At 55.7% G+C, this 26,787-nt stretch carries 26 protein-coding genes, 1 tRNA gene and 1 riboswitch; of the genes, 14 read left to right on the top strand and 13 right to left on the bottom strand.

What is annotated here, in order from left to right:
* The first annotated feature begins 679 nt into the window (after window positions 1-679).
* Window positions 680-1,096: an Hsp20/alpha crystallin family protein gene (locus BUC32_RS06650; RefSeq protein WP_073250880.1), complete on the top strand. Its 417-nt coding sequence runs from the start codon at window positions 680-682 to the stop codon at window positions 1,094-1,096.
* 525 nt (window positions 1,097-1,621) lie between these two features.
* Here BUC32_RS06650 and BUC32_RS06645 read toward each other — a convergent pair.
* A tRNA-Cys gene (locus BUC32_RS06645) sits at window positions 1,622-1,695 on the bottom strand.
* A gap of 145 nt (window positions 1,696-1,840) precedes the next feature.
* Between BUC32_RS06645 and BUC32_RS06640 the strand changes: the two genes are divergently transcribed.
* From BUC32_RS06640 to BUC32_RS06630, 3 genes are all read left to right on the top strand, one after another.
* Complete coding sequence (locus tag BUC32_RS06640; protein ID WP_073250878.1) at window positions 1,841-2,494, top strand: protein-L-isoaspartate O-methyltransferase family protein; 654 nt, start codon at window positions 1,841-1,843, stop codon at window positions 2,492-2,494.
* Window positions 2,495-2,545: 51 nt separating this feature from the next.
* Window positions 2,546-3,964 carry a TolC family outer membrane protein gene (locus BUC32_RS06635; protein ID WP_073250876.1) on the top strand — a complete coding sequence of 473 codons (1,419 nt, stop codon included), beginning with the start codon at window positions 2,546-2,548 and terminating at the stop codon, window positions 3,962-3,964.
* 73 nt (window positions 3,965-4,037) lie between these two features.
* Window positions 4,038-5,327 carry a hypothetical protein gene (locus BUC32_RS06630; protein WP_073250875.1) on the top strand — a complete coding sequence of 430 codons (1,290 nt, stop codon included), beginning with the start codon at window positions 4,038-4,040 and terminating at the stop codon, window positions 5,325-5,327.
* A gap of 85 nt (window positions 5,328-5,412) precedes the next feature.
* Here the strand turns inward: BUC32_RS06630 and BUC32_RS06625 are convergent, their stop codons facing one another.
* The gene (locus BUC32_RS06625) at window positions 5,413-5,733 is read right to left on the bottom strand and encodes a DUF6280 family protein (RefSeq protein ID WP_073250873.1); all 321 of its coding nucleotides are present in this window, start codon (window positions 5,731-5,733) and stop codon (window positions 5,413-5,415) included.
* A 216-nt stretch (window positions 5,734-5,949) separates the two neighbouring features.
* Between BUC32_RS06625 and efp the strand changes: the two genes are divergently transcribed.
* Entirely contained in the window at window positions 5,950-6,513 is a 564-nt protein-coding gene (gene efp, locus BUC32_RS06620; RefSeq protein ID WP_073250919.1) for an elongation factor P, read from the top strand.
* Window positions 6,514-6,609: 96 nt separating this feature from the next.
* Here efp and ygfZ read toward each other — a convergent pair whose 3' ends face one another.
* Window positions 6,610-7,350 (bottom strand): CAF17-like 4Fe-4S cluster assembly/insertion protein YgfZ, encoded by a 741-nt coding sequence (gene ygfZ, locus BUC32_RS06615; RefSeq protein ID WP_073250871.1) that lies wholly within the window; start codon window positions 7,348-7,350, stop codon window positions 6,610-6,612.
* A 72-nt stretch (window positions 7,351-7,422) separates the two neighbouring features.
* Between ygfZ and BUC32_RS06610 the strand changes: the two genes are divergently transcribed.
* Window positions 7,423-8,103, top strand: a complete 681-nt coding sequence (locus BUC32_RS06610) for a TIGR04283 family arsenosugar biosynthesis glycosyltransferase (RefSeq protein ID WP_073250869.1) — start codon at window positions 7,423-7,425, stop codon at window positions 8,101-8,103.
* A 4-nt stretch (window positions 8,104-8,107) separates the two neighbouring features.
* On the opposite strand, the gene BUC32_RS06605 is transcribed toward BUC32_RS06610, so the two are convergent.
* Window positions 8,108-10,003, bottom strand: coding sequence for an ABC transporter ATP-binding protein (locus BUC32_RS06605; RefSeq protein WP_083599266.1), 1,896 nt, complete (start codon window positions 10,001-10,003; stop codon window positions 8,108-8,110).
* A 192-nt stretch (window positions 10,004-10,195) separates the two neighbouring features.
* On the opposite strand from BUC32_RS06605, the gene BUC32_RS06600 reads away from it, so the two are divergent.
* Window positions 10,196-11,392 (top strand): pyridoxal-phosphate-dependent aminotransferase family protein, encoded by a 1,197-nt coding sequence (locus tag BUC32_RS06600; protein ID WP_073250867.1) that lies wholly within the window; start codon window positions 10,196-10,198, stop codon window positions 11,390-11,392.
* Here BUC32_RS06600 and BUC32_RS06595 read toward each other — a convergent pair.
* Window positions 11,389-11,571, bottom strand: a complete 183-nt coding sequence (locus BUC32_RS06595) for a hypothetical protein (RefSeq protein WP_073250865.1) — start codon at window positions 11,569-11,571, stop codon at window positions 11,389-11,391. The genes BUC32_RS06600 and BUC32_RS06595 overlap by 4 nt on opposite strands.
* 73 nt (window positions 11,572-11,644) lie before the next feature.
* Window positions 11,645-12,748 (bottom strand): pyridoxal phosphate-dependent aminotransferase, encoded by a 1,104-nt coding sequence (locus tag BUC32_RS06590; protein ID WP_073250863.1) that lies wholly within the window; start codon window positions 12,746-12,748, stop codon window positions 11,645-11,647.
* Window positions 12,749-12,849: 101 nt separating this feature from the next.
* Here BUC32_RS06590 and BUC32_RS06585 point away from each other — a divergent pair, with 101 nt between their 5' ends.
* Complete coding sequence (locus BUC32_RS06585; RefSeq protein ID WP_073250861.1) at window positions 12,850-13,014, top strand: Tat pathway signal protein; 165 nt, start codon at window positions 12,850-12,852, stop codon at window positions 13,012-13,014.
* A gap of 68 nt (window positions 13,015-13,082) precedes the next feature.
* A complete protein-coding gene (locus BUC32_RS06580; protein ID WP_073250859.1) occupies window positions 13,083-13,877 on the top strand; it encodes a crotonase/enoyl-CoA hydratase family protein in 795 nt (264 codons plus the stop codon).
* Here the strand turns inward: BUC32_RS06580 and BUC32_RS06575 are convergent.
* From BUC32_RS06575 to BUC32_RS06565, 3 genes are all read right to left on the bottom strand, one after another.
* Window positions 13,874-14,200: a DnaJ family domain-containing protein gene (locus BUC32_RS06575; RefSeq protein WP_073250857.1), complete on the bottom strand. Its 327-nt coding sequence runs from the start codon at window positions 14,198-14,200 to the stop codon at window positions 13,874-13,876. The genes BUC32_RS06580 and BUC32_RS06575 overlap by 4 nt on opposite strands.
* Window positions 14,201-14,318: 118 nt before the next feature.
* Window positions 14,319-17,477 (bottom strand): valine--tRNA ligase, encoded by a 3,159-nt coding sequence (locus BUC32_RS06570; protein WP_073250854.1) that lies wholly within the window; start codon window positions 17,475-17,477, stop codon window positions 14,319-14,321.
* 87 nt (window positions 17,478-17,564) lie between these two features.
* The gene (locus tag BUC32_RS06565; RefSeq protein ID WP_175556905.1) at window positions 17,565-18,344 is read right to left on the bottom strand and encodes a LytTR family DNA-binding domain-containing protein; all 780 of its coding nucleotides are present in this window, start codon (window positions 18,342-18,344) and stop codon (window positions 17,565-17,567) included.
* Window positions 18,345-18,438: 94 nt separating this feature from the next.
* Between BUC32_RS06565 and BUC32_RS06560 the strand changes: the two genes are divergently transcribed.
* On the top strand, window positions 18,439-18,912 hold the full coding sequence (locus BUC32_RS06560; RefSeq protein WP_073250851.1) for a hypothetical protein: 474 nt from the start codon (window positions 18,439-18,441) through the stop codon (window positions 18,910-18,912).
* A gap of 5 nt (window positions 18,913-18,917) precedes the next feature.
* Here BUC32_RS06560 and BUC32_RS06555 read toward each other — a convergent pair whose 3' ends face one another.
* Window positions 18,918-19,805, bottom strand: coding sequence for a phytanoyl-CoA dioxygenase family protein (locus tag BUC32_RS06555; RefSeq protein ID WP_073250849.1), 888 nt, complete (start codon window positions 19,803-19,805; stop codon window positions 18,918-18,920).
* 111 nt (window positions 19,806-19,916) lie between these two features.
* Here BUC32_RS06555 and BUC32_RS06550 point away from each other — a divergent pair, with 111 nt between their 5' ends.
* Complete coding sequence (locus BUC32_RS06550; protein ID WP_073250847.1) at window positions 19,917-20,810, top strand: LysR substrate-binding domain-containing protein; 894 nt, start codon at window positions 19,917-19,919, stop codon at window positions 20,808-20,810.
* 78 nt (window positions 20,811-20,888) lie between these two features.
* Here BUC32_RS06550 and BUC32_RS06545 read toward each other — a convergent pair whose 3' ends face one another.
* Entirely contained in the window at window positions 20,889-21,824 is a 936-nt protein-coding gene (locus tag BUC32_RS06545) for an MBL fold metallo-hydrolase (protein ID WP_073250845.1), read from the bottom strand.
* Window positions 21,825-22,028: 204 nt separating this feature from the next.
* On the opposite strand from BUC32_RS06545, the gene gltX reads away from it, so the two are divergent.
* Window positions 22,029-23,354 (top strand): glutamate--tRNA ligase, encoded by a 1,326-nt coding sequence (gene gltX, locus BUC32_RS06540; protein ID WP_073250843.1) that lies wholly within the window; start codon window positions 22,029-22,031, stop codon window positions 23,352-23,354.
* A 57-nt stretch (window positions 23,355-23,411) separates the two neighbouring features.
* Here gltX and BUC32_RS06535 read toward each other — a convergent pair whose 3' ends face one another.
* Window positions 23,412-24,065 (bottom strand): DUF924 family protein, encoded by a 654-nt coding sequence (locus BUC32_RS06535; protein ID WP_073250915.1) that lies wholly within the window; start codon window positions 24,063-24,065, stop codon window positions 23,412-23,414.
* Between the two features lie 130 nt (window positions 24,066-24,195).
* Window positions 24,196-24,810: a gamma-glutamylcyclotransferase family protein gene (locus tag BUC32_RS06530; RefSeq protein ID WP_073250840.1), complete on the bottom strand. Its 615-nt coding sequence runs from the start codon at window positions 24,808-24,810 to the stop codon at window positions 24,196-24,198.
* Window positions 24,811-24,905: 95 nt separating this feature from the next.
* Between BUC32_RS06530 and BUC32_RS06525 the strand changes: the two genes are divergently transcribed.
* Both BUC32_RS06525 and gcvT read left to right on the top strand, forming a co-directional pair.
* Window positions 24,906-25,358 (top strand): RrF2 family transcriptional regulator, encoded by a 453-nt coding sequence (locus BUC32_RS06525; RefSeq protein WP_073250838.1) that lies wholly within the window; start codon window positions 24,906-24,908, stop codon window positions 25,356-25,358.
* Window positions 25,359-25,403: 45 nt separating this feature from the next.
* Window positions 25,404-25,491, top strand: a riboswitch (glycine riboswitch).
* 163 nt (window positions 25,492-25,654) lie between these two features.
* Complete coding sequence (gene gcvT, locus BUC32_RS06520) at window positions 25,655-26,779, top strand: glycine cleavage system aminomethyltransferase GcvT (protein WP_073250836.1); 1,125 nt, start codon at window positions 25,655-25,657, stop codon at window positions 26,777-26,779.
* Window positions 26,780-26,787 lie beyond the last annotated feature (8 nt).

Here is a 26,787-nt window from a genome sequence, read left to right as displayed (position 1 = left end):
AGCGCTGCTGACATAAAACATCCTCCCAATCAGGATGAATCACAAATCAAACCAAATGGGAATCCCATGATTCAGCTTTCAAGCTCGCCGCTTTAGCGGATGAAGAGTCCCGCATGGCAGCCATCGGTGCAGTGTGCAGAGAAGGTCTTCTTCAAGCCCAAAAGGTCATCCACATTTTAGGATAGCCTGCCAGTGGCGCGTCTTGCCAGCATTGAAAATGAACAAGTATAATCCCAGCTTCATTGGCCAACTGTAGGGCCGAAACGAACAGATCGAAAGGAGGACCGAGGTCATGTTCGGCCAAATAAAGATCGTCGAGGTTGATCCTGACACCGAGATTGAATGCCCTGAGACCAAGCGAGTATTGGTGGTTACTGACAGTCAGGCAGTAGAAGTCGCGGGAACGTTGTATATTACGCCTATGCACGTTGCTGCGTTCAATTCGATTGCGAACAAAAGAGAACCACACAACTCTTAGGTGGGAAAGGTCATATCTGTCCTTCGCTTCCTGCTCGGTGAACGACTTGAAAGAGCCCGGGGCAGTTCGATAAAATTTGGCTTGGAATACGCACTTACAAGGCCGGACAGATCTGTTTGGCAAAAGTTGATCAGCGTCAAAGATATTCAAAAGGGAATGACATATTCTTGCAGTCGAATATTTAGCAAAAGGAGTTAGGATATGGTTGAAAAATCTCACACTAGTGGCTTTTGGCCGTCTCTCTATGATCCCTTCCGTCAAATGAGTGAGCGGGTAGCGGAATGGTTAGCGCCAGCTTCCGAAGCGGCCGGGAATGACGACGCGTACCGGATTGCAGTAGAGTTGCCCGGAGTGGAGGAAGATGACATCCACCTGAGCGTCGAAGATGGTGTTGTTTTGCTTAAGGGTGAGAAGCGGACCGAGCGCGAGGAGAAGGGAGAAACTTGGTTTTTCTCCGAACGGCAATACGGCTCCTTCAGCCGCTCCTTTCGTTTGCCCCCGGACGCGCAGGGCGAAAAGGTGGACGCCCAACTAAAAGACGGTGTTTTGACCATCACCATCCCAAAGGTGGCACCTAAGAAACAGGAAACCGCCAAGGTGGAAATCCGCAAGGGTTAGCGAACAGGAAGAATAGTCCAAACAAAATCGTGACCTACGGGCCGGCCTTTTTCATTTAGGTCGGTCCATCGCACTTTAACGGTTGCTAGGTCCCGCAGACTGTAAATTCGTGTGCTCTTAGATTTCGCACGCGCAGCGAAAGTCCGGATCGACGGGCCGCACCGCAGCGGCGGGTGGTAGCGATCAATGGCCGCAAAGGGCCGAAATCACTATAAGGGCTGATCGGACGTTTGATCTACAGTGCGCAGCAATGCAGGTCACAATTGTTGGCATGCTACTTCGTGCCGTTCAAAACGAAAGCTTGAGTTTGGAAGCTGTTGGAGGTTCTTGCTGTACGACTTCTTTTCGAATCTCGTGTTCAAACAAAGTCTTGCAAAGCACTGTGTTTGCGCCAGCATCGCAAAACACTGTGTTCAACACAGTGATTCAACCCAGCAAAAAACACAGCAGCACAACGTCAAAAGTGTGTATCAGGTGTGTATGATGATTTTGAGCTGAAAAACTAAGCTAAGTGCTTGTTTTTATTGGAGGCGAGTACCGGAATCGAACCGGTGTACACGGATTTGCAATCCGCTGCGTCACCACTCCGCCAACTCGCCATCCGTGGTGTTGGCAGGGCTTAGCCGATCTGTCGCAGGGCTGCAATAGGGGAAGCAGCGGAAAAGCGCGATTGCAGACGTTGCCGAGGCGCTGGTTCTGTGGCAAGACAGTCCTCAACCCCGAGTCCGAACGAATGAGTTTAGAATGACTGACTATTCAACCCTTCGCACAACCATGGTCGACACCCAGGTGCGTCCCTCGGATGTGACCAAGTTTACTGTGATCGAATCGATGCTGACTATTCCTCGCGAAGCCTATGTGCCTCGCGACAAACGGGATGCGGCTTATGTGGGCGAACATGTGACCCTGGAGGCTGGGCGTGTGATTCTGGATCCACGTACCTTGGCAAAGATGCTGGATGCGGTGGATATTCAGAAAGACGAACTGGTGTTGGATATTGGCTGTGGTCTTGGCTATTCCGCAGCCGTGATTGCCCGCATGGCCGAAGCTGTTGTCGCCGTCGAGGATGATGCGGACCGTGTCACCGAGGCGCAGACAATTCTTTCTGAAAACGGCGCTGACAACGTGATCATGCACGAAGGCCCTTTGGCCGAAGGTGCCGCTGATCACGGCCCTTATGATGTTATCACCATTCAGGGTGCCGTAGGGGTCTTGCCGGAAAAATTGTCGTCCCAGTTGAAAGACGGCGGGCGCATCGTATGTCTTAGTGTCGAAGGCGCTTTGGGGACCGTGAGAATCGGCTATATGATCGACGGCGAGCTGAACTGGAGATTTGCCTTTAACGGCGGCGCTCCGATTCTTCCCGGCTTTGAAAAGCGTAGCGCCTTTTCGTTGTAAGGTAAGTACCGGCCAGTTGCTGGGCCAACTTGGTGTGAGGGAGAAATCTAGATGGCTCTGCGAATGTTGAAATCCTTACGGTCAGGTGCCTTGGCCCTTTCGCTGTCGTTTGCAATGCCTGTTGCCGCAGTCGCGGAAAACTTGGCGGATGCCATGGCCAGCGCCTATGAACACAGCGGTCTCTTAGAGCAAAATCGTGCTTTGTTGCGGGCGGCAGACGAAGGTGTGGCTCAGACCTATGCATCGCTAAGGCCCATTTTGAATTGGTACGGGTCCATCAGCAATTCATTTGGCACAAGTGCGTCGCTGGCCAGCGCTGGCTTGGGCACAACCATTGATACCAGCACCGCCAGTATTGGAATCACTCTTCAAATTCTGCTGTATGACAACGGGCAGTCGCGCAACCTGATTGCCGCCGCAAAAGAAACGGTATTGTCGACGCGACAATCTTTGATCGTCGTCGAGCAAAGTGTCCTGCTGGATGCCGTTCAGGCGTTTATGAATGTTGTTCGTGACACCCAAATTGTCGAACTGCGTCAAAACAATCTGCGCTTGGTCGAACGCGAGTTACAAGCTGCCAAGGATCGATTTGAAGTGGGGGAAGTCACCCGAACGGATGTGGCGCAAGCAGAAGCGAGTCTGGCCGGCGGGCGCGCGGATTTGGCGCGTGCGCAAGGTGATCTCATGCAATCGCAAGAGTTCTACTCAGCGGCGATCGGCCACCGTCCTGGGCGTCTTGTGGCGCCACGCACGCTTCCTCGTGGCCCAACTTCTATGGAAAATGCCAAAGCCGTGGCGATCCGGTCGCATCCATCGATGACCCGCGCTAAATATGATATCTCGACGGCCGAGTACAATGTAGACGCGGCAGAATCCGCGCTGGGCCCGAGGGTTACATTGGACGGCAACTATGCTGTGCAAGAAGATCTAAATCATAGTTACTACAACCACGCTGGCACCATTGGCCTTACTCTTGGTGGCCCGATTTATCGCGGTGGGCAACTAAGTTCGATTCTGCGTCAGGCAATGGCACAGCGAGACGCTCAGCGCGCCAATTTGCATGTTGTGCGCCATACAACCCGACAGAACGCAGGTAATGCCTGGGCCGCGTTGGCGTCAGCCAAAGCCCAGCTCTCAGCAACCGGGCGTCAGGTCGAAGCTGCCCGAATCGCATTTGAAGGTGTCCGCGAAGAAGCGAAGCTGGGCGCGCGGACCACATTGGATGTTCTGATCGCAGAGCAGGCGCTGCTTGATGCCGAAGCCAGCCGGATTACAGCGCAGACGTCGCAGTTTACGGCCGCCTTTGCATTGTTGGCCTCAATGGGGCTTTTGACCACCGAGCACCTGAATTTGAAGGTCGAACGATATGATCCGTTGGCCTACTACGATGCGGTCAAAGATGCGCCGGCGCTGCTCAGTGAACGCGGCAAAAAACTGGACAAGGTTTTGCGTGCACTCGGTAAAGAGTGACAATTTTCGCTATCTGTTGTGCGAAATTTCCCGAACGGGTAGACTCTGGGCGAGGCTGGAGTAGTATTTTATCATGTCTGATCCTGTGACCAATGTAGAAATTGAAGATGTTTTGACATCAATCCGACGGCTGGTTTCTGAAAACAGCCGTGCGGGGCATGTGAATCCTGTGCCTGTCGAGCAACCTGATGCCGAGCCCGCACACGAGCCTGCTGATCGTTTGATGCTGACACCCGCGTTGCGCGTATCCGAAGTCAAAGATGAGTCTGAGTTGGACGAGGCACATTTTGATGAAGATGTTGAAGAAGCCGCAGAAGAAAACTCCGAATCCTGGCAACATGACGACGCCTCCTTTGAAGGTACAGCTGAAGACGAAGCTGACCACGAAGTAGAGGACAACGAGACCCACTATCAGGCGGACACTTCCGTCGAGGAAACATGGGAAGACACAGACGAGCGTGAAGATATGTTATCTGCCGAGGCCGTCGTTTTCTTTGATGACGATTCTGGCGATCCTGATGAGGCTACTGAGGTTGAGAGCATTGAAGCGGTGGAGGCTGTTGAAGACTCTGCCGAAGAGGCCTTGGAAGATTTTGACGATGACGAGGGTATAGCCCTGTCTGACGCACAGGTACTCGATTCCCGCATTGTTCAGTGGGGGCACATCGGAGCGGTGGACCAGCCCCCTTACGAGCCGGACGCCGCTGGCGACAGCGACTATGCCGGTACCGATGTAAGCGCTTTGAGTTGGGGGGCGTCTGCAACGTCAGATGACGACGAAACGCCTCTCACCCTTGAGGCCGAGATTGAGCCTCTTGAAGAGTTCGACGCGCCGTTTATCGAGATCAGTGAAGAAGACACGCCTGAGTTTGAGGAAAACCTTGAGCTTTCAGCCGCTGAAGACGAAGAGACAATGTGGGAGAGCGACAGCTCTGCTGCGATTGAAGAGAGCGCAGTTGCCGAAGACTTGCCCGAGGACGGTCATACGGAAGAGGCGGAACAAGTTATCCCGATGTTTATTCCGGGCAGCTTTCGACATGCAACTGATGTAAATCTGCATGACCGGGGTGATCGCGAGATGGACGTCGGTGCGACCGACTTGCCCGGCGAGCACTCTGTTCAAGGCGACACAGAGACCAATGATTTTACAGAAGAATCCTTTGAAGAGGCGATTGCCCCCGAAATGGAAGGCTTTGACCCTGATGATACGGCGTTTCTAGACGAGGCGATGATGCGCGATCTTGTCGGGGAAATTGTTCGCCAGGAATTGCAGGGTGCTTTGGGTGAACGCATCACACGAAATGTGCGCAAACTTGTACGACGTGAAATTCATCGTGCGCTGGCCGCCCACGAGCTAGAATAAGGGCCGGTTCGCCGGACTTTGATTGAAAACGAAAAGGCGCGCCATTGCGGCGCGCCTTTTTCACGTTTGGATCGGGCTTAACCGTTCAGGCAGCTTCAGCCTGTTGTGCAGCATTGCGTCGTTCGCTTTCTTCGCGAGACAGCGCAACAGAGGTGCGCACACCTTTGCCGACAAAATCCATCAGCCCCTCGACAACACGTTCGTTGGGGTCAATTCCAGCACAGCTCAGCACTTCGCGGCCATCGCGCGAACGGGCCCAGCGGGCAATTTGTTCCGGCCCATTGCCGTATTTTTTATCATCGGCAATAGCGTCATCCAAGGCAGCCAGCACCACTGCAGCAAAAAGCTTGCGAGCGCGGTTGCCCTGTTCGTTATTAAAAGCCGTTCCATCAACGAAATCTCGCATCTCGTCGTCCTTGTATTATTGCTCTTGTCTTTTCGGCGTGGCGCCCGTTATGACGCCTAAAAGATGATTCGGATAGGGCGTAAATGCATAGCATCTATGCAAAATGCGCATATCTTTCTGCAGTTGCAGCACGAAATAGGCGATCTTGCCACCCGTCAATGGGCCAGATATAGGGTTGCTCAATCTCATATCAACCTTTTGTCAGGGTTTTGTCACATGTCAAAAATCAACGGAAACGAAATTCGCCCCGGCAATGTGCTGGAGCATAACGGGGGCCTTTGGGCTGCCGTCAAAGTCGACCACGTCAAGCCAGGCAAGGGCGGCGCTTTTGCTCAGGTCGAAATGCGCAATCTGCGCAATGGGTCAAAGCTGAACGAACGCTTTCGCAGTGCCGATAAAGTTGAGCGTGTGCGTCTGGAGCAAAAGGATCAGCAGTTCCTTTATGAAGACGACGGCATGTTGATCTTTATGGACACCGAAACCTATGAGCAGATTCAACTTCCGTCCGAACTTTTGGGGGATCGCCGCCCATTTCTGCAGGACGGCATGACCATTGTCGTTGAATTCCACGAAAGCGAAGCGCTGAATGCAACGGTGCCGCAAAAAGTGACCTGCAAAATTGTTGAAACCGAGCCCGTGGTCAAAGGTCAAACTGCTGCAAACTCATTCAAGCCAGCGTTGCTGGACAATGGTGTACGCGTGATGGTGCCGCCATTTGTGGGGCAGGACGAAGACATCGTGGTCAACACAGAGTCCATGGAGTATTCTGAGCGCGCCTGAAGGTTGCGAAACTGTTGAAAGGGCTTGCCGTTTGGCGGGCCCTTTTTTCTTGAGGGGTTCTGCCACTAGCCCCGGGATATTCTCCCATTTGGAAGCCTAAGGCGCCCAGACAATTTCGGCATCGTCAGCCGACATGTCTTTCCCGGCCCGATCAAAACGCAAATAGGCAATTCCGCGGCCTTCGGCTTGGGTGAACAAGGTGCCCACCTCTCGTCCGTCCCGCAAAATGGCAGTGCCAACCGGGGCATTACCGGACACCGCAACGGTCACGAGACCTTTGCGTAGCTCAGTTTTGTGTTTCATCCGGGCGGTGACTTCTTGTCCAACATAGCACCCTTTGCGGAAATCCACGCCGTGCAAGGTCTCAAATCCCGCTTCAAGGATGTAACTGTCCGGGGTGAGTTCAATGCTGGTTTCAGGGATGCAATGCAACACACGTAGCGCGTCCCAATCCGTGGTGTCATTGTCTTGCGGCGCCTCACGATAGGCGCGCCAACCCAAATCCGCGTGCCGCGGGTCGATCATGCCGTCTTCAGGCACGGCATCGACGCCACGGTGCATGTGCAGGGGGCTGGGAGTGATTGTGACATCTGCACGCAATTTATACATGCCAAGCCGTGCAACGAGGCCCGGCGCTATGTCTGCGGCGACGTCCATCAGGATGACGTCCCGGTGGCGGGAAAGAAAGAAGTCGGCCAGATACTTGCCCTGAGGCGTCAAAATAGCGGCATAGACCATCCCGTTGGCAAGGCCCGCTATGTCATTGGTGATCAAACCTTGCAGGAAATGCGCAGCATCAGCGCCGGATATTTCGAAAAGACTACGTGCCTGGGTCATGTCTTGGTCCTGTTCCTGTCTCTGACAGTCATATAGACAGTAAAGGACCATGCAACAGGGCTGAGGTGAGAAATGCGTGCGCCGATGTCGGTTGTGATCCCAACATTGAATGCCGAAGCCGCGCTTGCGGTCTGCCTGCCAGGCCTGTTTGAAGGCGTTCAGGCCGGCATGATCCGGGAACTTATTGTGGTGGATGGTGGATCAGATGACGGAACGGTTGTTTTGGCCCAGGACGCCGGGGCTACAGTGATCGAAACCAAGCCATCGCGTGGCGCGCAATTGCGCAGAGGATGCGATGTTGCCAAAGGCGAATGGCTGCTGGTGTTGCACGCGGATTCATGTCTGCAAGATGGATGGACAAACATCGTTCAAGCGCATCTTGGGCAACACCGGGCAGGATTTTTTAAGCTGAGATTTGAGGGAGGCGGTGTGATGGCTGCAATGGTTTCCGGATGGGCCAACTTAAGGTCGAGGGTGTTTGGATTGCCCTTTGGAGATCAGGGATTGCTGATCTCGCGAAAGCTTTATGAGGACGTTGGCGGATACCCTGAATTTGCAGTGATGGAAGACGTGGCGATGGCGCGGGCGCTTTCTGGGTGCCTTGTTGCCTTAGATTGCCGGATCACCACCAGCGCCGAGAGGTATCACGAGCAGGGTTGGTTGCGACGAGGGGCGCGCAATATGTTGCTGCAGCTGAGGTTTCTCGCCGGGGCGTCACCTGAAAAGTTGGCGCGGGTCTACCGCAAACGGTGAACGATTAAATCCGGGGCAGGCGTTTCAACAAGCGACCTAGGAAAGTGCGTTTGGGTTTCATGAGTTTGCCATTTGCCGCCACAACCGCACCCTCAAGAGCGCGCTTTTCAGCCGTTTCGCCTTTGGCGCTAAACTGCAATCTGTGCAATTCAGCATAGATCCCGTCGCGGCCCAGAAGCTCGTCGTGGCGCCCTTGATCGACAACCTTGCCCTTATCCATGACAACGATCCTGTCGGCCTCTCGCACGGTGCTTAGCCGGTGGGCAATGACCAGGGTTGTGCGTCCCTTAGACAGTTTTTCTAGGGCTTCCTGCACAACGGTCTCCGATTGCGCGTCAAGCGCGCTGGTGGCCTCGTCTAACAACAGAATGGGCGTATCGCGCAGCAACGCACGGGCAATCACCACACGCTGACGCTGTCCCCCAGACAGGTTGGTGCCGCGAGGGCCAACTTGAGTATCCAGACCGTCGGGTAGTTTATCGACAAAGTCTGACACATGCGCGGCATCCATGATTTCTTTCAGACGTTCCGGGCTGATGTCTTCTCGCCCCAGCAGAATGTTTTCCCGCAGGCTTTCATCGAACAGCAACGCCTCTTGCGAGACCACCGAAAACAAGTCGCGCAGGTCTTCGAGTGCCATTTGTTGAACGGCGACGCCATTGATCGTGACCTTACCGGACTGCGGGTCGACAAGACGGGTCAACAGGTTGAACACAGTTGACTTACCAGCACCCGAGGCGCCGACAATGGCGGTGGTTTCTCCGGCTTTGGCGACAAAGGACGCACCGCGCAAAACCTTTGCATCACCATAAGACAGCTTTACGTCTTGCAGTTTGACTTCGGGCACGCCTTTGGGCGAGGCCTTGGGTTTGGGAGGAGATTTCAGAGTCGGTTCGGCCTCAACGATTTCCTTAATACGTTCGATGGCCGATGCAGCTACCTGCCAGACACCACTGAGCGCTCCAAGTCGGCGCAATGGTTCAAAGGCAATCGACAGAGCCGTGAAAAAGCTCATGAACTGACCAATGGTTTTCTCCCCAGAGATGATCTCGCCCCCGCCATAGACCAGAACGGCCAGAAACCCGAGCCCGGCCATGATATCGACCAGCCCAGTTAACGATGCAGAGCCAATCCGCACCCGCACTTCGGTGCGCACCAACTGATCTGCCAGAGATCGAAATTTTGAAGATTGGTAGTCTTCTAAACGGTTGAGTTTCACCGGAATAATACCATGAAACACTTCGTCCAGGCGGGTGGAAACACCGGCGCCAATATCGCGGGCTTCGCGGGCGCGTCGGCGTACAAAGCGTTGCGCGACAAGCGACGGCAGGACCAAAACGGGAATGCCTATGAAGGCCACCACAGTCCACCGCCAATCGACATTGATCGCTACTGCCAAAAGAGCAATCAGGGCAAAGGTATCACGCCCGGCACCGGTAATCATTGCGGTCCACATGCCATTGATAGACTGCACATCGGATTGAACGCGTTGGATCAGATATCCCGGCGGATGTGTCTGGTGATAGGCACTGTCTTGCTGCATGAGGCGATCCAGCATGCGTACCCGCAAATCTGCCGAAGAATTTTGCTGAATATAAGTCAGCGTTACTTTTTGTACGACGCTTGTGACACCCCGAATTATGAAGATCGCCAGTATGGTTATGCCGACTGTCCACAAGGCGGTATCGCTGCCCGCACTGAACACATCGTCGAACATCGGTTGCATCATATAGCTGACGGCACCCAGCATGGACCCTTCCACAGCCATAAAGACGATGGCCAGAAGGAGGTACCATTTATATTTTCCCAGGAAATTCTGCCAAAGCCAAAGAAAGAGGCCGTTATTATCCGGCGAAGACTTGGATGCGCTGTCGCTCACGATTTGGGACACCTTTTCCATTTTGCCCAAGGCTCGGGCGTGGTTGCCAGCAAGGATACCGGTAGCGGCAACTGTATGCATTTTGACTGCGGAATGTCCAGTTTTCCGCCGCGAAAGCCTGAGCCTGGGAAACGGAATTTTTTGCGGCTTTGACAATGATTGACGACGGCCTGAATGCGAGTAGTGTTTGGCATAAGAACGAGGAAAAATTCTATGCGGTTGTCCAACGGTCGTCCTTATCTGGCAATTCCCGGCCCGTCGGTCATTCCCGAGGCCGTTTTGCGCGCCATGCATCGGTCTTCGCCAAACATTTACGAAGGTGAGCTGATCGAGATGACCCACGGTCTGATCCCGGACCTTAAAGCTTTGGCAGGCACACAGCATCAGGCCACAATCTATATAGGTAATGGGCATGCGGTGTGGGAAGCATCCCTGTCTAATGTGATTGCACCGGGAGACAGGGTTCTTGTGCCCGCAACCGGGCGGTTTGCGACAGGTTGGGCCGAAGTGGCCGAAGGGTTGGGTGCCGAAGTTCAGCTGATTGATTTTGGTCTGCGCAGCCCGATGGACTTTGACCGAATTACTGACACTCTCAGAGCAGATTCTGATCACCGCATCAAGGCCGTGTTAGGGGTGCATGTGGACACCTCTACCTCGATCAAAACAGATATGGGGCAACTGCGTGCGGCGTTGGACGCAGCCGGGCATCCGGCGCTGTTGATGGCCGACTGTATCGCTTCTTTGGGGTGTGACCCGTTTCACATGGACGCCATGGGCGTTGATGTGATGATTGCAGCTTCGCAAAAAGGCGTCATGGTGCCGCCCGGATTGGGTTTTGTGTTTTTTAATGACAAAGCCGCCAACGTCCGCGCGAACATGCCTCGCGTCAGTCGCTATTGGGATTGGGTACCGCGCGCCAACCCGGATCTTTACTATCAGTTCTTTGCGGGTACGGCCCCAACCCACCATCTTTATGGGCTTCGCGTCGCGCTGGATATGATTGCCGAAGAAGGGCTCAACAACGTATTTGCCCGCCACGAACGATTGGCACAGGCGATTTGGGCTGCGGTTATTGCCTGGGGCAAGGGTGGACCAGTTGAGCTGAATGTGCGCGACGCTGTCCACCGCAGCAATGCGGTAACCGCGCTTCGGATCGGCGCACCGCATGGCACCAATCTGCGGCGCTGGACGCAGGACAATGCCGGGGTCACGCTGGGTATCGGGTTGGGGATGTCGACCAGGGACGACCCCAATGGCGATGGATTTTTCCGGTTCGGCCACATGGGGCACGTGAATGCGCATATGGTGCTCGGATTGCTGAGCACGGTTCAGGCCGGCATGCAGGCGTGTCATATTCCTTTTGGACCGGGCGCACTGGATGCCGCAACCAAAGTGATTTCTGGCCCCTAGTGTGGCCGTGTTCGGGCCTCAAGCTGCGAGATTGCTCGGTTGATGACCCAGACCGCCAACAATGCGGCGGCGAAACCAAATACCACCCAAATCAAAGTCAGCAATCCAAAAAGGTTGACCCACGCCATAACAAGTGCCGGTGTCGTATAGTTTTCAACAGACTTAATCGGGCGAGCCATAGCGATCCTTTCAGCTCAAAAGAATAGAGCGCTGGAGCCGATTGTCAGGTGAAAGCTTTGAGAGGCTCCTTAATCAGCCGAGATCCGCCAAAACTTTGGGCATCTCATCGGCTAGAATTTGCAAGAACTCTGACGGTCCACAGCTGACCCTGATACAGCGGTTTTGGGGGGCAACAAATGGCATGCGCACAAATACGCCACGTTGTACCAAACCATCCAGAACGGCCTTGGCATAGGCGCCGTCGCGCCCACAGTCGATGGCCACGAAATTGGTGGCCGAAGGCAGGGTGGTGAGCCCATTGGCATGCGCGATCCCATCTATTTCTGCCCGCGCCTGAACAACTTTTTCGTTGGTGTCCGCCAGCCAGTTCGCATCAGCCAAAGCTGCAAGGGCTGCCGTCTGGGCCGCGCGGTTCATGCCAAAATGGTTACGGATTTTTTCAAAGTTTCGGATCAGATCGCGCGCACCCAGCGCATATCCAACCCGCGCACCCGCCATGCCATAGGCCTTAGAAAAGGTACGCATACGGATCAGACGCGGGTCTTCGATGTCGACCTCTGCAGCTGTGCCTTCTGGTGCAAATTCAACATAGGCCTCATCCAGAACCAACAACGTGTCTTCTGGCAGGTTGTCCAGAGCCGCAACTATGCTGTCGCCGGAAACCCAGGTGCCCATCGGATTGTCCGGATTGGCGAAATAGACCAGTTTGGCATCCACATCGGCGGCTTTGCGCATGAGGGCGTCTAGGTCCTCGTGATCGTTCTTGTACGGCACCATATGCAGCACCCCGCCAAAACCTGCCACGTGGTAGTTGAAGGTCGGGTAGGCACCTTGAGAGGTAACAACGGTATCGCCGGGTTCAATCACCAAACGAGCAAGATAGCCCAACAGACCGTCAATGCCTTCGCCCACGACGATGTTCTGTGGCGGGATTTCGTGAAACTCTGCCAGCGCGTGGCGCAGATCATAGCTTTCCGGGTCGCCATACATCCAGATCCCGTCCGAGGCGTCTTGCATGGCAGCAATGGCTTTGGGGGACGGACCAAAGATGTTCTCATTGGCTCCCAGGCGTGCGCGAAAGTCCTTGCCCATGGCGCGTTCCTGCGCTTCGGGGCCTACAAATGGCACGGTTGCGGGCAGGGTCTGGGCGAGGGCGGTAAAGCGAGTGTTTGTCATAAGGGGAAATTGGCTGAATAGGGCTAAAACGGCAAGGGTTGAATTTTCTCAATAAAGTTATACTTGAGAATCGTTCTCAATGCTTCAGAAAGGGGAACATTATGGTCACAATGTCACGCAGAGGATTTATTGCGGCAACTCTGGCAACCGGCGTGGCCCGGTCCGTACCAACAATCGTTACGCGCACAAGCGGACGTCGTATTCTCACATTGGTCTATGACAAATCGCTTGGCATGATGCGGGCGGTTGAGCGACTTGTGCCCTGACGTCAGGGTTTACGCAGACGTCGGGTTTGACGACACTGTGCGTAATCTGACCCACAGGAGATTGCCTAATGGCTCGTGTATCCGTAGAAATTGCCGATCACATTGCGACTGTCACTTTGACCCGCGGTGATAAAATGAACGCTCTGGACCCTGCCATGATTGATGCGATCATCGAAGCTGGCGAAGGATTGATCGACAATTCGGATGTGCGCGTCGTTGTTTTGCAAGGCGAAGGCAAGGCGTTTTGCGCAGGGCTCGACGTGATGAGCTTTGCCGCCATGGCAGGCAGTGATCCCGAAGAAATTGCCATGCCGCGCACCCATGGTGACAGCAATCGGTTTCAACAAGTCGCCATGGTCTGGCAGAAAATTCCGGTTCCGGTGATCGCAGCGCTGAAAGGCGTGGCCTTTGGTGGCGGATTCCAGATCGCCATGGGCGCCGATATCCGCATTGCGGCGCCGGACACCAAAATGGCGATCATGGAAATGAAATGGGGTTTGATTCCCGATATGGGCGGTATGGCGATCCTGCCCATGCTGGCGCGCTCAGATGTCATTCGCAAGCTGACTTACACGGCCACACAGATTACGGCTGTGCAGGCTGAGGTATGGGGATTGGTAACCGAATTGGCCGATGATCCCGAGGCAGCCGCTATGGAGCTGGCACGTGAAATCGCAGGCAAAAGCCCCTCTGCTATTCGCACAGCCAAGCGGCTGATCGGCTATGCCGAGGCCAACGCAGGTCAGGTTGCCGATGTCTTGCTGGAAGAAAGCCGCGAACAGGTCACGCTGATTGGCAAGGCCCATCAAATGGAAGTGATCGCTGCCAATTTGCAAAAACGCCCGCCTGTCTTCAAAGACTAGCCCAAGAATTTGCGATAAGCTTCTCGTTCCATTTCATAACGCATTTGCAAGTCTGCAAGTTTGGCCATCAGTTGCTTGCGCTCTGTCTCATCCGTGCAGGATTGATAAACCTTGCGAGATTTATCTAACTGATATTTAAGGGAAAATTCGCGTAGAAGCACACCTGCCTGCGCCATGATCCTTTGGCCAGCTGCTGTGGCTGGATCCTCCAATGCATGGCGCTGGGGAAGGGGGCTCCCCGCGCCCTCAAGATTTGAAAGCTGGCCTTCGGCCTCGGCTTTTTTGATCTGTCTTTCCAGAAGGTTTTTGAAAGAACGTCGCATAAGGCAAGTGTATCGAAGGAAAGCCACCTTGCCGAGTAAAGCCCGACAAGGTGCACCTATTTGGGTGGCAAAGAAAAAGGGCGCCAGTGAGGCGCCCTAATCTGTTTGGAATTTGGAATTAGCCGATTTCCGCAAGTCGCTCTAATGCGGCTTTGAGCTTAGCTTCTTCTTCTTCCCGGGCAGCAAGATTTCCACGAGCTTCTTCAACCACTTCGTCCGGGGCGGAGGCCACGAATTTGGGGTTGTTGAGGCGCCCGCGCAGGCCGCCGAGTTCTTTGGCGAGTTTGCCTAAGGTCTTTTCAAGACGGGATTTTTCGGCGTCCACGTCGATGATGTCGGCCAGTGGCAGGCCGAAAGTTCCACCATCCACAGCCACGGTGGCGCAGCCTTTGGGAAATTCAGTGACCTCGGTCAGGCTGTCGAGGCGTGCGAGCTTCATGATGAGGGCCTCATTTCGGGCCCACGCACCTTTGCCAGTGTCATCCAATTCGCTGACCAAAACAGGAACTTTCAGACCCGCAGGCACATGCATTTGCTGACGGGCAGAACGGATGTTTTCGATCACTGAAATCACCCAATTCATTTCTCGGTCGGCATTTTCATCAACAAGATCAGCAACTTGAATGGTTGGCCAGTCCTGATGCACAAGCATGTTGTCGCGCTTTGCGGTTTCGCCCCAAAGCTCTTCGGTGATGAAGGGCATAATCGGGTGCAACAGGGTCAGACATTGATCCAGAACCCAACCCATAGTCGCGCGGGTTTCGGCTTTGATGGCCTCATCTTCGCTGCCAAATAAGGGCTTGGAGAACTCAACGTACCAGTCACAAACCTGACCCCAAACAAAGGCATAAAGAGCGTTTGCGGCGTCGTTAAAGCGGTAGGCTTCAAGGGCGGCATCAACTTCTTCGCGCACCTTGGCGGTTTCACCGATGATCCACTTGTTGACTGTGGCTTTTGCGGGGTTTTGTCCGTTTTGTACAAAACTCTGAGCCCCGTTTGACCGTTTTGTACCATCGTAAACGCCGTTCATTTCGGCAAAACGCACGGCGTTCCAGATTTTGGTGCCAAAGTTTCGATAGCCCGCGATGCGCTGCATATCGAGTTTCAGCACGCCGCCCAAAGCTGCCATCGCAGCAGATGAAAACCGCAGCGCGTCGGCACCGTATTCGTCAATGATGTCGAGCGGGTCCATGACGTTGCCGGTGGATTTCGACATCTTCTTGCCCTTGGCGTCGCGCACGAGGCCATGCAGATAGACGGTGTCGAACGGAATTTCATCGACCACGGCCAGCTGCATCATCATCATGCGCGCGACCCAGAAGAACAGGATGTCCTGCCCGGTCACAAGGTCCGAGGTTGGGAAGTATTTCTTCAGCGCGTCAGTGTCCTCGGGCCAGCCAAGCGTGCCGATGGGCCAGAGACCTGAGGAGAACCAAGTGTCCAGCACATCAGGGTCGCGCCAGACCGGATACACCAATTTGGTCGGGTCCTGAGACACTTCATACGCAGCCAGAGACGCCGCAAACTGGCGAACCGCTTCGTTGCGGTCGGCCACTTCAATCACGGTCGCATGGTTCAGCGGCGTTGGCAGGCGCGCTTCGTCATCTGCAAACTGTGTTTTCACATCGTCAAAAGACGCCGCACAGTGGTGGGTCTCGTCGCCAATCACTAGCTGCTGGTCTGACAGCAGGCGCCCCATTTCCACGAGATCAAGTACGCCGTCACCTTCATCGTCATAAACGCCATCAGCCTTAAGGTTGAGACCATACCAAACCGGTATCTGATGTCCCCACCACAGCTGGCGAGAGATACACCACGGTTCGATGTTTTCCAGCCAGTGAAAATATACCTTCTCGCCGCTTTCGGGCAGGATTTTCACGGTGCCATCACGCACCGCATCCAGCGCCGGGCCAACGATTTTGTCCGCATCAACAAACCACTGGTCTGTCAACATCGGTTCGATCACCACCTTAGAGCGGTCGCCAAAGGGCTGCATGACGGGTTTGTTTTCGACAAAAGGCACGGAAACATCGATCTCGTTGCCGTCTTCGTCCTTTTGGGTCTGGGTGGTCATGACCGCCAGACCTTCGGAGCTGATCTGGTCAACAACCAGTTTACGTGCCTCGAACCGGTCCAGCCCGCGCAAATCATCAGGGATCAGGTTCACAGCGTCGGCTTCGTTCTCAGACAGGGTCCGCTCGCCTTTGGCGACAGACATGGCGAGGCTGGCTGCGTGGGCGTAGTCTTCGCCATCGCTGCGCATGTGGCCCCTGGTGTCCATCAGGCGGTACATCGGAATGCCGCCACGCTTGGCAACCTGATAGTCGTTGAAGTCGTGCGCGCCGGTGATTTTCACCGCACCCGAGCCAAAATCCTTGTCCGGGTACTCATCCGTGATGATCGGGATCAGGCGGCGATGTTCTTTCGGGCCCACCGGGATTTCGCACAACTTGCCAACGATCGGCGCGTAACGCTCGTCTGATGGGTGCACAGCCACCGCGCCATCACCCAGCATGGTTTCAGGGCGGGTGGTGGCGATCGAGATATAGTCACGGGTCTCTTGAAGCGTGATGTTCCCGTCTTCGTCCTTCTCGACGTATTCATAGGTGGCCCCCCCTGCGAGAGGGTATTTGAAGTGCCACATGTGGCCTGCGACTTCGATGTTTTCGACCTCAAGATCGGAAATCGCGGTTTCAAAATGCGGGTCCCAGTTCACCAGACGCTTGCCGCGATAGATGAAGCCTTTGTTGTACATGTCGACAAAAACTTTGAGCACTGCGTCGTGGAAATTGCCGCCTGCCACATCTTCGGGCGCACCGGGCGCGCCTGACATGGTGAACGCTTCGCGCGACCAGTCGCAGGACGCACCTAGGCGTTTGAGCTGATTGACAATGGTGCCGCCGCTTTCGGCTTTCCATTCCCAGACTTTCTCAAGGAATTTTTCGCGGCCCAGTTCATTGCGCGAAGGCTGTTGGGTTTCGGCCAGCTTGCGTTCTACCACCATCTGCGTGGCGATGCCTGCGTGGTCGGTGCCGGGTTGCCAAAGCGTGTCAAAGCCCTGCATCCGCTTCCAGCGCATCAGGATGTCCTGCAGTGTGTTGTTGAACGCGTGTCCCATGTGCAAAACGCCTGTCACATTGGGCGGGGGGATCATGATGCAATAGGTGCTGGCACCGGGTTTTGCGTTTGCGCCTGCGGTAAAGCAGCCTGCTTTTTCCCAAGCCGCGTAGAGGCGGCTTTCGGCCTTGGCTGCATCAAAGGTTTTTTCCATCGCCATGCGTTCGATCCTGAGTGTATTCGTGGTTTCGGGATCATCTATCGAATGGGGGGACAAAGGGAAAGGCGGAGGGGCGAGAATTTGGGTTTATTGTGCGGATTTGGGGGCCGGTGGGGTCATATCGCGCGCTGCAGCGGTGAAACTGCGTGAAACTGTCAGAGTGCGCCCATCGCTGAGATGGGCCAACACCTTGCCGTTTTCCCGCGTCAGCCCCTGAAAGGCACGGGCCGCAATCCAGTGCGACCTGTGGATTTGCTGACCGGGATAATCGCGCAATTCCGTCAAAGCATCGGCAAAGCGCATATGGATCAACTCGCGCCCTTTTTCGGTGGTCACTTCGACATAGTGATCTTGCGAGGTGAGCGAAATCAGCTCGGTGCCCAGTTGAGGCGGCAGGCGTTTAAGGAACGTCATGTAGGTTGGAATGCGCAGTGGCGCGTTCAGACGGGGGCGGATGTAAATGATCATCGCCCCGCCGATAATCAGGCAGACCAGCAGTACATAAAGGAGTATTTTTAGCTGCCAAATACCCCCTGGTTTAGGGCGCAAAAAGGCTTCTATTGCCATGACCGAGAGGGCTGTTGGAATGGCAGCCAAAGCAATGGCCATCGCAAAGTTCAAGGCCGGCGCGTTGACGTGAATGAACCCCGGGCGGCGCAGCAACAACAAGGAAGCGCTGACAAAAACCCAACCGGCCGCCAAGCACAGCGCCCAATAGGCGGCTCTTAGGAAAAACGGCATTTCAAATGTGCCGAAAGGGCCCAAAGTCGTGAATATGCCAGTGGCCATAACATATGCGGCCGCTTGCTCGGGCACATGCCAAACAGGGCGGTCGTGCAATTGGGGTTCTTCTTTTTTGTCGTTCACGAAGTCTGGGCCTCTGTCCACGAAAACACTGTTGTTCTGGCGCGACATCGCCTTGATGGCAAGGGTGACGTTATCGCAATTGAAGAGAGATCGGATGGTGTTTTCTATTCTCGCAGGCGCCCCTGTTTGGGTGTGGCCTGTATTGATGTGCCTCGTGTGGCTCGGACTGAAGGCCACCAAAGAGCGCACAGTGTCGACCTGGCCGATTTACATCATGCCAATGGTCGGGGTTTTGTCTCTGAATGCGGTCAGAGGATTGGACGGCGGAGGCGGCATCTGGGTTGCCTTTGTCTTTGCCTATCTGGTTGGCATGAGGCTAGGGCGCCGGTTTCAGCCGGGTGTAGTCCTGTCCAAATCACAAGGTCAGGTCACACTGTCCGGGGAATGGGCTACGTTCCTCGTGCTGATGGTGGTGTTCTGGATGAATTTTGCCGGGGGCATTGCACAGGCAATTGCGCCCGAGGTTTACACGTCCTTTGGCTTTCACGCTGTCTTTGCGGTGATTGCCGGGTTAGCGGCTGGGTCTTTTGCGGGACGGGCGATCGGTGTCTATCGCGCGTGCGGGTGAACGAGCTACTTGTTTCGCGCGGCGTACAGACCTTTTTCGGCGGCGCCCGCCATTGTGACTTTGGCCTGATGGGCGCGGATTTCGTCATGTCGGGCCAGATCGTCGGGTGTAAACCAGTCGGTGGCGGGTTGATAATGGATGAAATTGCCTTTGGTGTCCGATCCGCGCACCGGGATGGCGTAGTCACCGCCGCCGTGTTCCTGAGCCACATCCGGGGTGAGGTAGCGGATCACGGCTGCAATCCGGCGGTCATCGGAAACGTTTGGCCCGGACCCATGAACCGTGAGCCCATGATGCAAAGACATCTGACCGGGATGCAGTTCGATGGCGACCTTGTCCTCGTCAGCAATATCAACGGCGACCTCCTGACCACGCGACAAAAGGTTGTTGGCGTCGTCACGGTCTTCGTGGGGCAGGATCGCCTGTTTATGACTACCTGCAACAAAATCCATACAGCCCGAAGCCGGTGTCGCAGGCGACAAAGGCACCCATGCGGTCAGCAGGCCGTCAATCGCCCCCATGCCCCAATACGTGAGGTCCTGATGCATGGCGACCAGGGCCTTGGTGTGCGGTTCCTTTACAAAGAACTCCACGCCGTAAATCAGGATGTCCGGGCCCAAAATGGCCTCAACCGCATCCAGAATGGCCGGGTGTGTACCGATTTGCGAGGCCAGCGGCATCACACATTGCGCGTTGATCCGTTTGTAAATGTTAAGAGGCAGCGGCAAGTCTGCGGTCAGCCAGTCGGCTTCCATCTGTTCGAACTCGGTGCGCCAGCGTGCGGCGAGTGCTTGCGGGATCACCGGAAGTGGAAACAAAAAGCCATCGTTCCAATACTGGGCGATCTGCGTGGCCGTTGGCCGACCATTTTCAAGAGGAAGTGAGGGGATCATGCGCGTGGTCCTGTGTGTTCGCGTGGCGTGCCGCAGAGGTTAGCCGAAATGCGCCTGAGGCCAGCACGCGAACTCTTGCAGGGAAGGCTAAGTTTTACTTATTCTGCAACTATGAAAAGTCGCATTCCTTCCCTGAACTGGCTGCGTGTGTTCGAGGCCGCCGCTCGCACCGAAAGCTTTGCGCGCGCGGCAGCACAGCTCAATATGTCACCCGCTGCAGTCAGTCAGCAGATCAAAGCGCTGGAAGACCGTCTGGGGACGCCGCTGTTTGAGCGTCGCGCGCAGGCCGTGGCGCTGACCGAAGCCGGGCGGGCCTATTTGCCGCCGGTACAACAATCTTTGATGACCTTGGAAAGCGCGACAGAAGCCTTGTTTGGCCAAAGCCGCGCGCAGGGGCTTTATGTACAATCGGTCCTGATCTTTGCGCATGGGATCTTGGCGCGTGGCCTTGCGGAATTTGAAAAGACCCATCCCGGCACTTCGGTGTTCCTGTCCACGGGCAATTCGGCGACTGATTTTCATCAGGGGTTCAGTGACCTGAAGATCATCTTTGGCAACCCGCATTCCTTTGGCGCAGAAAGCGATAAGGTGCTGGAAGAGCGTTTGTTTCCCGTGGCTTTGCCGGGCTGCGCCGAGGTGATCCTGCAGCCTTCGGACCTTTTGGATCATCCTTTGATTGAGGTCAGCACGCATCGATCCGGGTGGACGCAGTTTCTGGACGAAGCGCGGGTACAGCGGGGCAAACGGCGCATGGTTTATGCCGACAGTACGGTTATGGCCATGGCGATGGCGCGGGAAGGGCAGGGTGTGGCGCTGGCCCGAGCCCCTGCAAGTGACGCGACAATGCGCGGGTCTGGTTTGGTGCCCTGTTTGCCCGGAATGAGCGTCGCAGGATCAGAAGCCTATCATCTGGTCTATGACGATCGCGCGGCCTTGCGTCCGCCCGCGCGCCGGTTCCGGGAGTGGCTGTTGGATTGGGTGGCGCATGAAGGATGGGCGGGGTAGGGGCGCTGCCCCTCGCGTTGCTTTTGCAAGCAAAAACAAAGCTCACCCCGGGATATCTATAGGCCAAAAGAGGGCCGATCAGAGCATCAGTTGATAGCTTGCGGGTACATAGTGATAGCCATCGCCATGTGTGGCGACATAGCCCACGGCGGGCCACGGCATATGATAGCCGACGAAGGGGGTTTTGTCGGCGGCCAGCATATCCAGCATCTTTTTGCGGGTTGCGGCGGCGGCTGATTTGTCCATGTCAAACTTGACCTCCCAATCGGGATGCGCCAGCGACCAGACATAGTGGTTGGCAAAATCGGCAGCGATCATCAGCTGTTTTCCCTGGCTTTCCAGCCGATAGCCCATGTGGCCGGGTGTATGGCCAAAGGCCGCCGTGGCCGTGATGCCCGGGGCGACACTTGCGCCGTCGTCCAGCATTTCGAAACGCTCTATGTTCGGTCGCACCTTGGCTTCAAACGCCTTGTTTTTGCCCTCGGTTCCCTTCCAGAAGTTCATCTCGGCCGACCCGGTCACGTGGCGTGCATTGGCAAACGTCACGCCTGCGTCACCCGCCACACCGCCGATGTGATCGCCGTGCATGTGGGTGATGACCACCGTATCGATTTGATCGGGGCTGTAGTCTGCGGCCTGCAAGGCGCCGGTCATGGCATCGGGGTTCAGTCCGGTGTCAAACAGAACCAGCTCGCTGCCGGTGTTAACCACGGTTGGTGTGAAAAAGAACTGCGCCTTGTCGGTCGGGATATTGGCGGCCTGGGAGGCGGCGGCAAAGTCTTCGGCGCTGGCATTCATGCCAAAGATGTTTTGCGGGCCTTCCACGGTGCGGGTGCCCACCAGCAAGGTTGTCACTTCGAAACCACCCAGCTTCATGCGGTTGAACCGGGTGGCACCGATCCCCATCATGTCGGCCGCCGCCAAAGCCGGAGAGGCGCTGGCCATCACAAAAGGGGTTGCCGCGGCCCCCAGCAAAAGATTGCGGCGATTGATATGGGGTGTTTTCAGGGACATGAGGGGGCTCCTTTTGCTGCGGCGTATCTGACCAGATAGGACGCATCGGCTGAAAGCAATTTTACTCACCTTGTTGTGAAGGCCCCCAAACAGAGGGCGCGGCAGGCCGACAACAGAGTTGCCCGGCAAATATGCGCCAATTCGCCTGCTTTTCTGGACAAGCGCGCGATTGTGTGGGATGGCAGGCCGCAACAGGAGACTCCTATGACCACGACTCGTTTTGCGCCCTCTCCCACGGGCTTTATCCATGTTGGCAACCTTCGCACCGCGTTGATGAACTATCTCATCGCGCGCAAGGCTGGCGGCACTTTTATTCTGCGGATCGACGACACCGATCCTGAGCGTTCCAAGCAGGAATATGTGGATGCGATCCAGCAGGATCTGGAATGGCTGGGCCTGACGTGGGACCGGATGGAGCGTCAGTCGGACCGTCTGGATCGTTATGAAGAAGCGGCGCAACAGCTGCGTGACAATGGCCGTCTGTATGAATGCTTTGAGACCCCGACCGAGTTGGACCTGAAGCGCAAAAAGCAGCTTAATATGGGCAACCCGCCGGTCTATGACCGCGCGGCGCTGAACCTGTCGGAGGCCGAAAAAGAGGCACTGCGGGCCGACCGTGGCAATGGTCACTGGCGGTTCAAGCTGGACCAGAAGCGCATTGAATGGACGGATGGTATCCTGGGGGATTTGTCGCTTGATGCCGCGTCGGTTTCGGACCCGGTGCTGATCCGTGGCGATGGGCAGTTTCTCTATACGCCTGCGTCCGTGTGTGATGATATCGACTTTGGCGTCACCCATGTTGTGCGTGGATCAGACCATGTGACCAATACGGCCACACAGATTCAAATCATCGAAGCTTTGGGCGGCACGGTGCCGACCTTTGCGCACCACTCATTGCTGACCGGACCACAAGGCGAAGCATTGTCGAAACGTCTGGGCACCCTGTCGTTGCGCGATCTGCGCGAAGCCGGGGTTGAGCCGATGGCGTTGCTGTCGTTGATGGCTGGTTTGGGGTCAAGCGACGCAGTTGAGTTGCGCGGTTCGGTTGCAGAGGTTGCTGAACACTTTGAACTCAGCCATTTCGGCTCGGCTCCGACCAAGTTTGATGAGCAGGATCTGTACCCCCTGACCGCGCGCATACTGCACGAATTGCCGCTTGCGGATGTGGCGGATGATGTCGCTGCCGCTGGCGTGCCTGCGGCGTTGGCGGAACAGTTCTGGAACGTCACCCGTGAAAACATCACCACCCGCAAAGATCTTGCCAAATGGTGGGACCTTTTCGCCAACGGTGCTGATCCGGTGATCGACGACGAAGACAAAGAGTTTGTCGCCGAAGCCATGGCCCTGTTGCCCGAAGGGCCGTTTGACGGGGATACCTGGGGAATCTGGACCAAAGCCGTGAAAGAGGCCACTGGTCGCAAAGGGCGTGGTCTGTTCATGCCGCTGCGCAAAGCGTTGACCGGCCAAAGCCAGGGGCCGGACATGTCGGCCGTTTTGCCGCTGTTGCAAGTCATCAAAGCACGCAGCTAAAGCATGTGCACCTAAATCGTTTCCGTGGGATTGGGACTGGTGGAGCCGTTGCTCCACCTAAGTCGATGCACTGATATCCTCAATGCTGCGAACGTGCGGGAAATCACCCGTTGCGATGTAGGCTTCTTCTTCGGGGGTCGAAGGGCGGCCCAAAATCGGGTTGCGGTGTGGGTGTCGGCCAAATCGTTTGAGGACTTCAAAGACAGTGTTGTGCTGATCCTTGAAGCCTGAACGCATTTGTTCCAAAGGCCCGGTGAGACGTTTTGCAATCCGGTCTACGACGCTGCAAAGCATCTCCATACGTTGCAGGTGATCTGGCCCTTCACAATGTGAAATGGAAATCACAAAAAAGGCCTGCTCCCATGGCTCAAGCTGCTCAAAATCTCCGTTTTTCAGTCCTTCTATGGCCAACCGGGCAGCTTTGATATCCTGGGCAAATGCAGCAGGCGTATCGCGCCAGAGAGACCGGGGAAATTGATCCAGCGCGATCAAGAGCGCCAGCCGGCCCTTTGCAGTTTTCGCCCAATGATCCAGCTGACCTGTGGCCGCCGCAAGAGTGAGGTCTGAAAAGTCAGCAACAATCCTGGCATCCATTCCGCCTTGCATGCGCTCGTCCCAAAACGCGCCATGAGTCTCGAGGCTGTTTTGGTGTCCGTTATCCGGAAACCAAAGGTCGAGAACGTCTTGTGGTTCGAATGAGGTGGTTGGCATGGCGTAGTTTCCCGTGTGGCGCATCTTTTGCACAGAGTACTCGGGACAGTCGTTTTACCAAATGAAAATATTACAACGGTGGGAGAGTGCTTAAGGGCGGGCAATAGACAACAGCCAAGCCCGCACCGAACTACTTCTGTTCGGTTGGATTGCCTAGCCAGGCCTTTGGATCATTTGCGGGTACGTTCAGAAACTCGACATTGATACGCATCAGATTGTCATCCACCAGTTGCCTTTCGTCACTGCTCAGGCGTTGGTGACGCGGGTAGATCGGATTTTCGCGGTCGTTCAGCACTGGAGCGGACCAGCCGCTGGTTGTCGCGAAGAAATCCGCAACACCGGCTTCTCCGAATTGCCGTAGGTACCCCTGAACCACCACGTCTATATAAGACAAAAGAACGGGGTGTTCTTCGGTCGGAAGCCCGTGTTTGCCATGCGGCACCGTATAGACGGCAACGGAAATTGGATCATCCTTGGGGTGGTTGATCTGGTCGCACACTGGCAATCGGTCATAGGCACGTTCGCGGTAATCCAACGCCGCCCAGTCGTCATTTGGCACATGTGCGATCAGCCCGTCGATCTCGGCCGAGGGATCAGGCACGGCTGTCAGATAAGCCACCGGGCGCAGATTTGTATGCCGCCAGATTCGCCGCCAGCCGCGCAACCGGGCCGGGTGTGCATCCTCAAAATCATGGGTTTTTTGGTTCACCAGGCTGCCATAGCCAAAGAAATAAGGTCTTTTCATGCCCCTACACTGCAATTTGATTGATCCATGTCAATTATTAACGTCATGCTAGTCTCCATAGTGTTGTGATTGTCTCGTGAGTATGGGAACCGGACGTGCGTATAACCAAACGAACTAATATTGCGATTAGGGTGCTGATGTTTTGCACCGCGCATCGCGGACGTCTTGTGACTAAATCGGAGATTGCCGAAGTCTGTAAGGCGTCGGAAAACCACCTTGCGCAAGTCATTAATCAACTGGGCCAGATGGGCGTGATCAACACGCAACGTGGTCGCAATGGTGGGTTGGAACTGGCCCGCGATCCCAAAGACATCGAGATTGGCCAGATTTTTCGCGTTATGGAAGCACCTGTGCCCGTAGCAGAATGTTTTGCCGATGCAGACAGTTCCTGTCCTTTGGTCGAGGCTTGCCGGTTGCGGGATGCGTTACAAGAAGCGGTCGAGTCCTTTTATCACCGGCTGGATGGCGTCACTTTGGATGCGCTGGTCTGTGACAACCCGGCTTTGACCAGTATTCTGGCACCTGAGCCCTGCTTGCGGGCCACCTGATCCAAAGCCTCTTGTCAGCGAGAATTCAGCACACTACGGTATACGGCAAGTGAGTCGGGAGAACCGGAGCTATCCGGTGCCGAAGGAGCAACCGCCCCGGAAACTCTCAGGCCTCAGGGACCGACGCACTTAACAAGGAACTCTGGAGAGAGGCGCAAATATTGCGTCCGCCGAAGGGATAACGATCTCAGGCGAAAGGACAGAGGGGGCATCGCCCGCGCGAGCAAATCGCGCGTCAGAGTGATGCCGGACGTATTCTCAGAATTGAGCGTTCCGGAAAGTTAGGAGCGAAGTTTATGGGTGAGCTGTTGCGCACGCCACTGTTCGATCTGCACGTGGAGCTGGGGGCCAAGATGGTGCCATTTGCGGGCTATGAGATGTCGGTACAATATCCGCTGGGTGTGATGAAAGAACATCTGCATACCCGCGCCTCGGCCGGATTGTTTGATGTCAGCCACATGGGGCAGGTGATCCTGCGCGGTGAAAGCTATGAGGCCGTGGCCACGGCATTTGAAACTTTGGTGCCGATGGATGTTCTGGGCCTTGGGGCCGAGCGTCAGCGCTATGGGCTGTTCACCAATGACGCTGGTGGGATCGATGACGACCTGATGTTTGCCAATCGTGGGGATCATTTGTTTGTTGTGGTCAATGCCGCCTGCAAAGACGCAGATATTGCCCGTATGAAAACCGCACTTGAGCCCGACGTCTCGGTAGAGGTGATCGAGGATCGCGCGCTGGTGGCGTTGCAGGGGCCTGCGGCAGAAACCGCCCTGGCGCGGCTCAACCCTGTGGTCGCAGAAATGAGTTTCATGGATGTCGCCACGGTCACTTTGAATGGGGCGGAATGCTGGGTGTCAAGGTCGGGATACACCGGCGAAGATGGATACGAGATCTCCGTTCCCGCTGCCGAAGCCGATGCCTTGTGCCGGGCCTTGCTGGGTATGGATGAAGTTGAGGCCATTGGCCTGGGCGCGCGCGACAGTCTGCGTCTTGAAGGCGGCCTTTGCCTATATGGCAATGACATTGATGCCACCACGTCACCGATTGAAGCGGGTTTGATCTGGGCCATTCAAAAGGTGCGCCGTGCAGGCGGTGATCGGGCCGGGGGATTTCCGGGCGCGTCCCGCGTTTTCGGCGATCTGGCCGAAGGTGTGGCACGCAAACGGGTTGGGCTGGCGCCGCAGGGGCGTGCTCCAATGCGGGCTGGCACGCAATTGTTTGCGGCAGCCGAAGGTGGCGACCCAATTGGCGAAGTTACGTCGGGCGGGTTTGGCCCCACGTTGGAGGGGCCAGTGGCCATGGGATATGTCGGCAGCGCGCAAGCCGCTGTCGGGACGGAAGTATTTGGCGAGGTGCGGGGCAAACGGTTGCCCGTTATGGTGGCCAAGATGCCGCTGGTACCGGCCAATTTCAAACGATGATCTAACAG

It is taken from the genome of Shimia gijangensis, assembly GCF_900142085.1.
GTDB classification, from domain to species: Bacteria; Pseudomonadota; Alphaproteobacteria; order Rhodobacterales; family Rhodobacteraceae; genus Shimia; species Shimia gijangensis.
This window is presented reverse-complemented; position numbering and strand designations above follow the sequence as displayed.

Excerpts from the sequence above, each read along its gene's own strand:
- gcvT (WP_073250836.1), top strand. The coding sequence starts at position 25,655 with ATGGGTGAGCTGTTGCGCACGCCACTGTTCGATCTGCACGTGGAGCTG.
- BUC32_RS06535 (WP_073250915.1), bottom strand. The coding sequence starts at position 24,065 with ATGCCAACCACCTCATTCGAACCACAAGACGTTCTCGACCTTTGGTTT.
- gltX (WP_073250843.1), top strand. The coding sequence starts at position 22,029 with ATGACCACGACTCGTTTTGCGCCCTCTCCCACGGGCTTTATCCATGTT.
- efp (WP_073250919.1), top strand. The coding sequence starts at position 5,950 with ATGTCAAAAATCAACGGAAACGAAATTCGCCCCGGCAATGTGCTGGAG.
- BUC32_RS06635 (WP_073250876.1), top strand. The coding sequence starts at position 2,546 with ATGGCTCTGCGAATGTTGAAATCCTTACGGTCAGGTGCCTTGGCCCTT.
- BUC32_RS06640 (WP_073250878.1), top strand. The coding sequence starts at position 1,841 with ATGACTGACTATTCAACCCTTCGCACAACCATGGTCGACACCCAGGTG.
- ygfZ (WP_073250871.1), bottom strand. The coding sequence starts at position 7,350 with ATGACCCAGGCACGTAGTCTTTTCGAAATATCCGGCGCTGATGCTGCG.
- BUC32_RS06530 (WP_073250840.1), bottom strand. The coding sequence starts at position 24,810 with ATGAAAAGACCTTATTTCTTTGGCTATGGCAGCCTGGTGAACCAAAAA.
- BUC32_RS06580 (WP_073250859.1), top strand. The coding sequence starts at position 13,083 with ATGGCTCGTGTATCCGTAGAAATTGCCGATCACATTGCGACTGTCACT.
- BUC32_RS06605 (WP_083599266.1), bottom strand. The coding sequence starts at position 10,003 with ATGGAAAAGGTGTCCCAAATCGTGAGCGACAGCGCATCCAAGTCTTCG.
- BUC32_RS06630 (WP_073250875.1), top strand. The coding sequence starts at position 4,038 with ATGTCTGATCCTGTGACCAATGTAGAAATTGAAGATGTTTTGACATCA.
- BUC32_RS06570 (WP_073250854.1), bottom strand. The coding sequence starts at position 17,477 with ATGGCGATGGAAAAAACCTTTGATGCAGCCAAGGCCGAAAGCCGCCTC.
- BUC32_RS06600 (WP_073250867.1), top strand. The coding sequence starts at position 10,196 with ATGCGGTTGTCCAACGGTCGTCCTTATCTGGCAATTCCCGGCCCGTCG.
- BUC32_RS06555 (WP_073250849.1), bottom strand. The coding sequence starts at position 19,805 with ATGATCCCCTCACTTCCTCTTGAAAATGGTCGGCCAACGGCCACGCAG.
- BUC32_RS06575 (WP_073250857.1), bottom strand. The coding sequence starts at position 14,200 with ATGCGACGTTCTTTCAAAAACCTTCTGGAAAGACAGATCAAAAAAGCC.
- BUC32_RS06590 (WP_073250863.1), bottom strand. The coding sequence starts at position 12,748 with ATGACAAACACTCGCTTTACCGCCCTCGCCCAGACCCTGCCCGCAACC.
- BUC32_RS06585 (WP_073250861.1), top strand. The coding sequence starts at position 12,850 with ATGGTCACAATGTCACGCAGAGGATTTATTGCGGCAACTCTGGCAACC.
- BUC32_RS06545 (WP_073250845.1), bottom strand. The coding sequence starts at position 21,824 with ATGTCCCTGAAAACACCCCATATCAATCGCCGCAATCTTTTGCTGGGG.
- BUC32_RS06610 (WP_073250869.1), top strand. The coding sequence starts at position 7,423 with ATGCGTGCGCCGATGTCGGTTGTGATCCCAACATTGAATGCCGAAGCC.
- BUC32_RS06550 (WP_073250847.1), top strand. The coding sequence starts at position 19,917 with ATGAAAAGTCGCATTCCTTCCCTGAACTGGCTGCGTGTGTTCGAGGCC.
- BUC32_RS06650 (WP_073250880.1), top strand. The coding sequence starts at position 680 with ATGGTTGAAAAATCTCACACTAGTGGCTTTTGGCCGTCTCTCTATGAT.
- BUC32_RS06560 (WP_073250851.1), top strand. The coding sequence starts at position 18,439 with ATGGTGTTTTCTATTCTCGCAGGCGCCCCTGTTTGGGTGTGGCCTGTA.
- BUC32_RS06595 (WP_073250865.1), bottom strand. The coding sequence starts at position 11,571 with ATGGCTCGCCCGATTAAGTCTGTTGAAAACTATACGACACCGGCACTT.
- BUC32_RS06625 (WP_073250873.1), bottom strand. The coding sequence starts at position 5,733 with ATGCGAGATTTCGTTGATGGAACGGCTTTTAATAACGAACAGGGCAAC.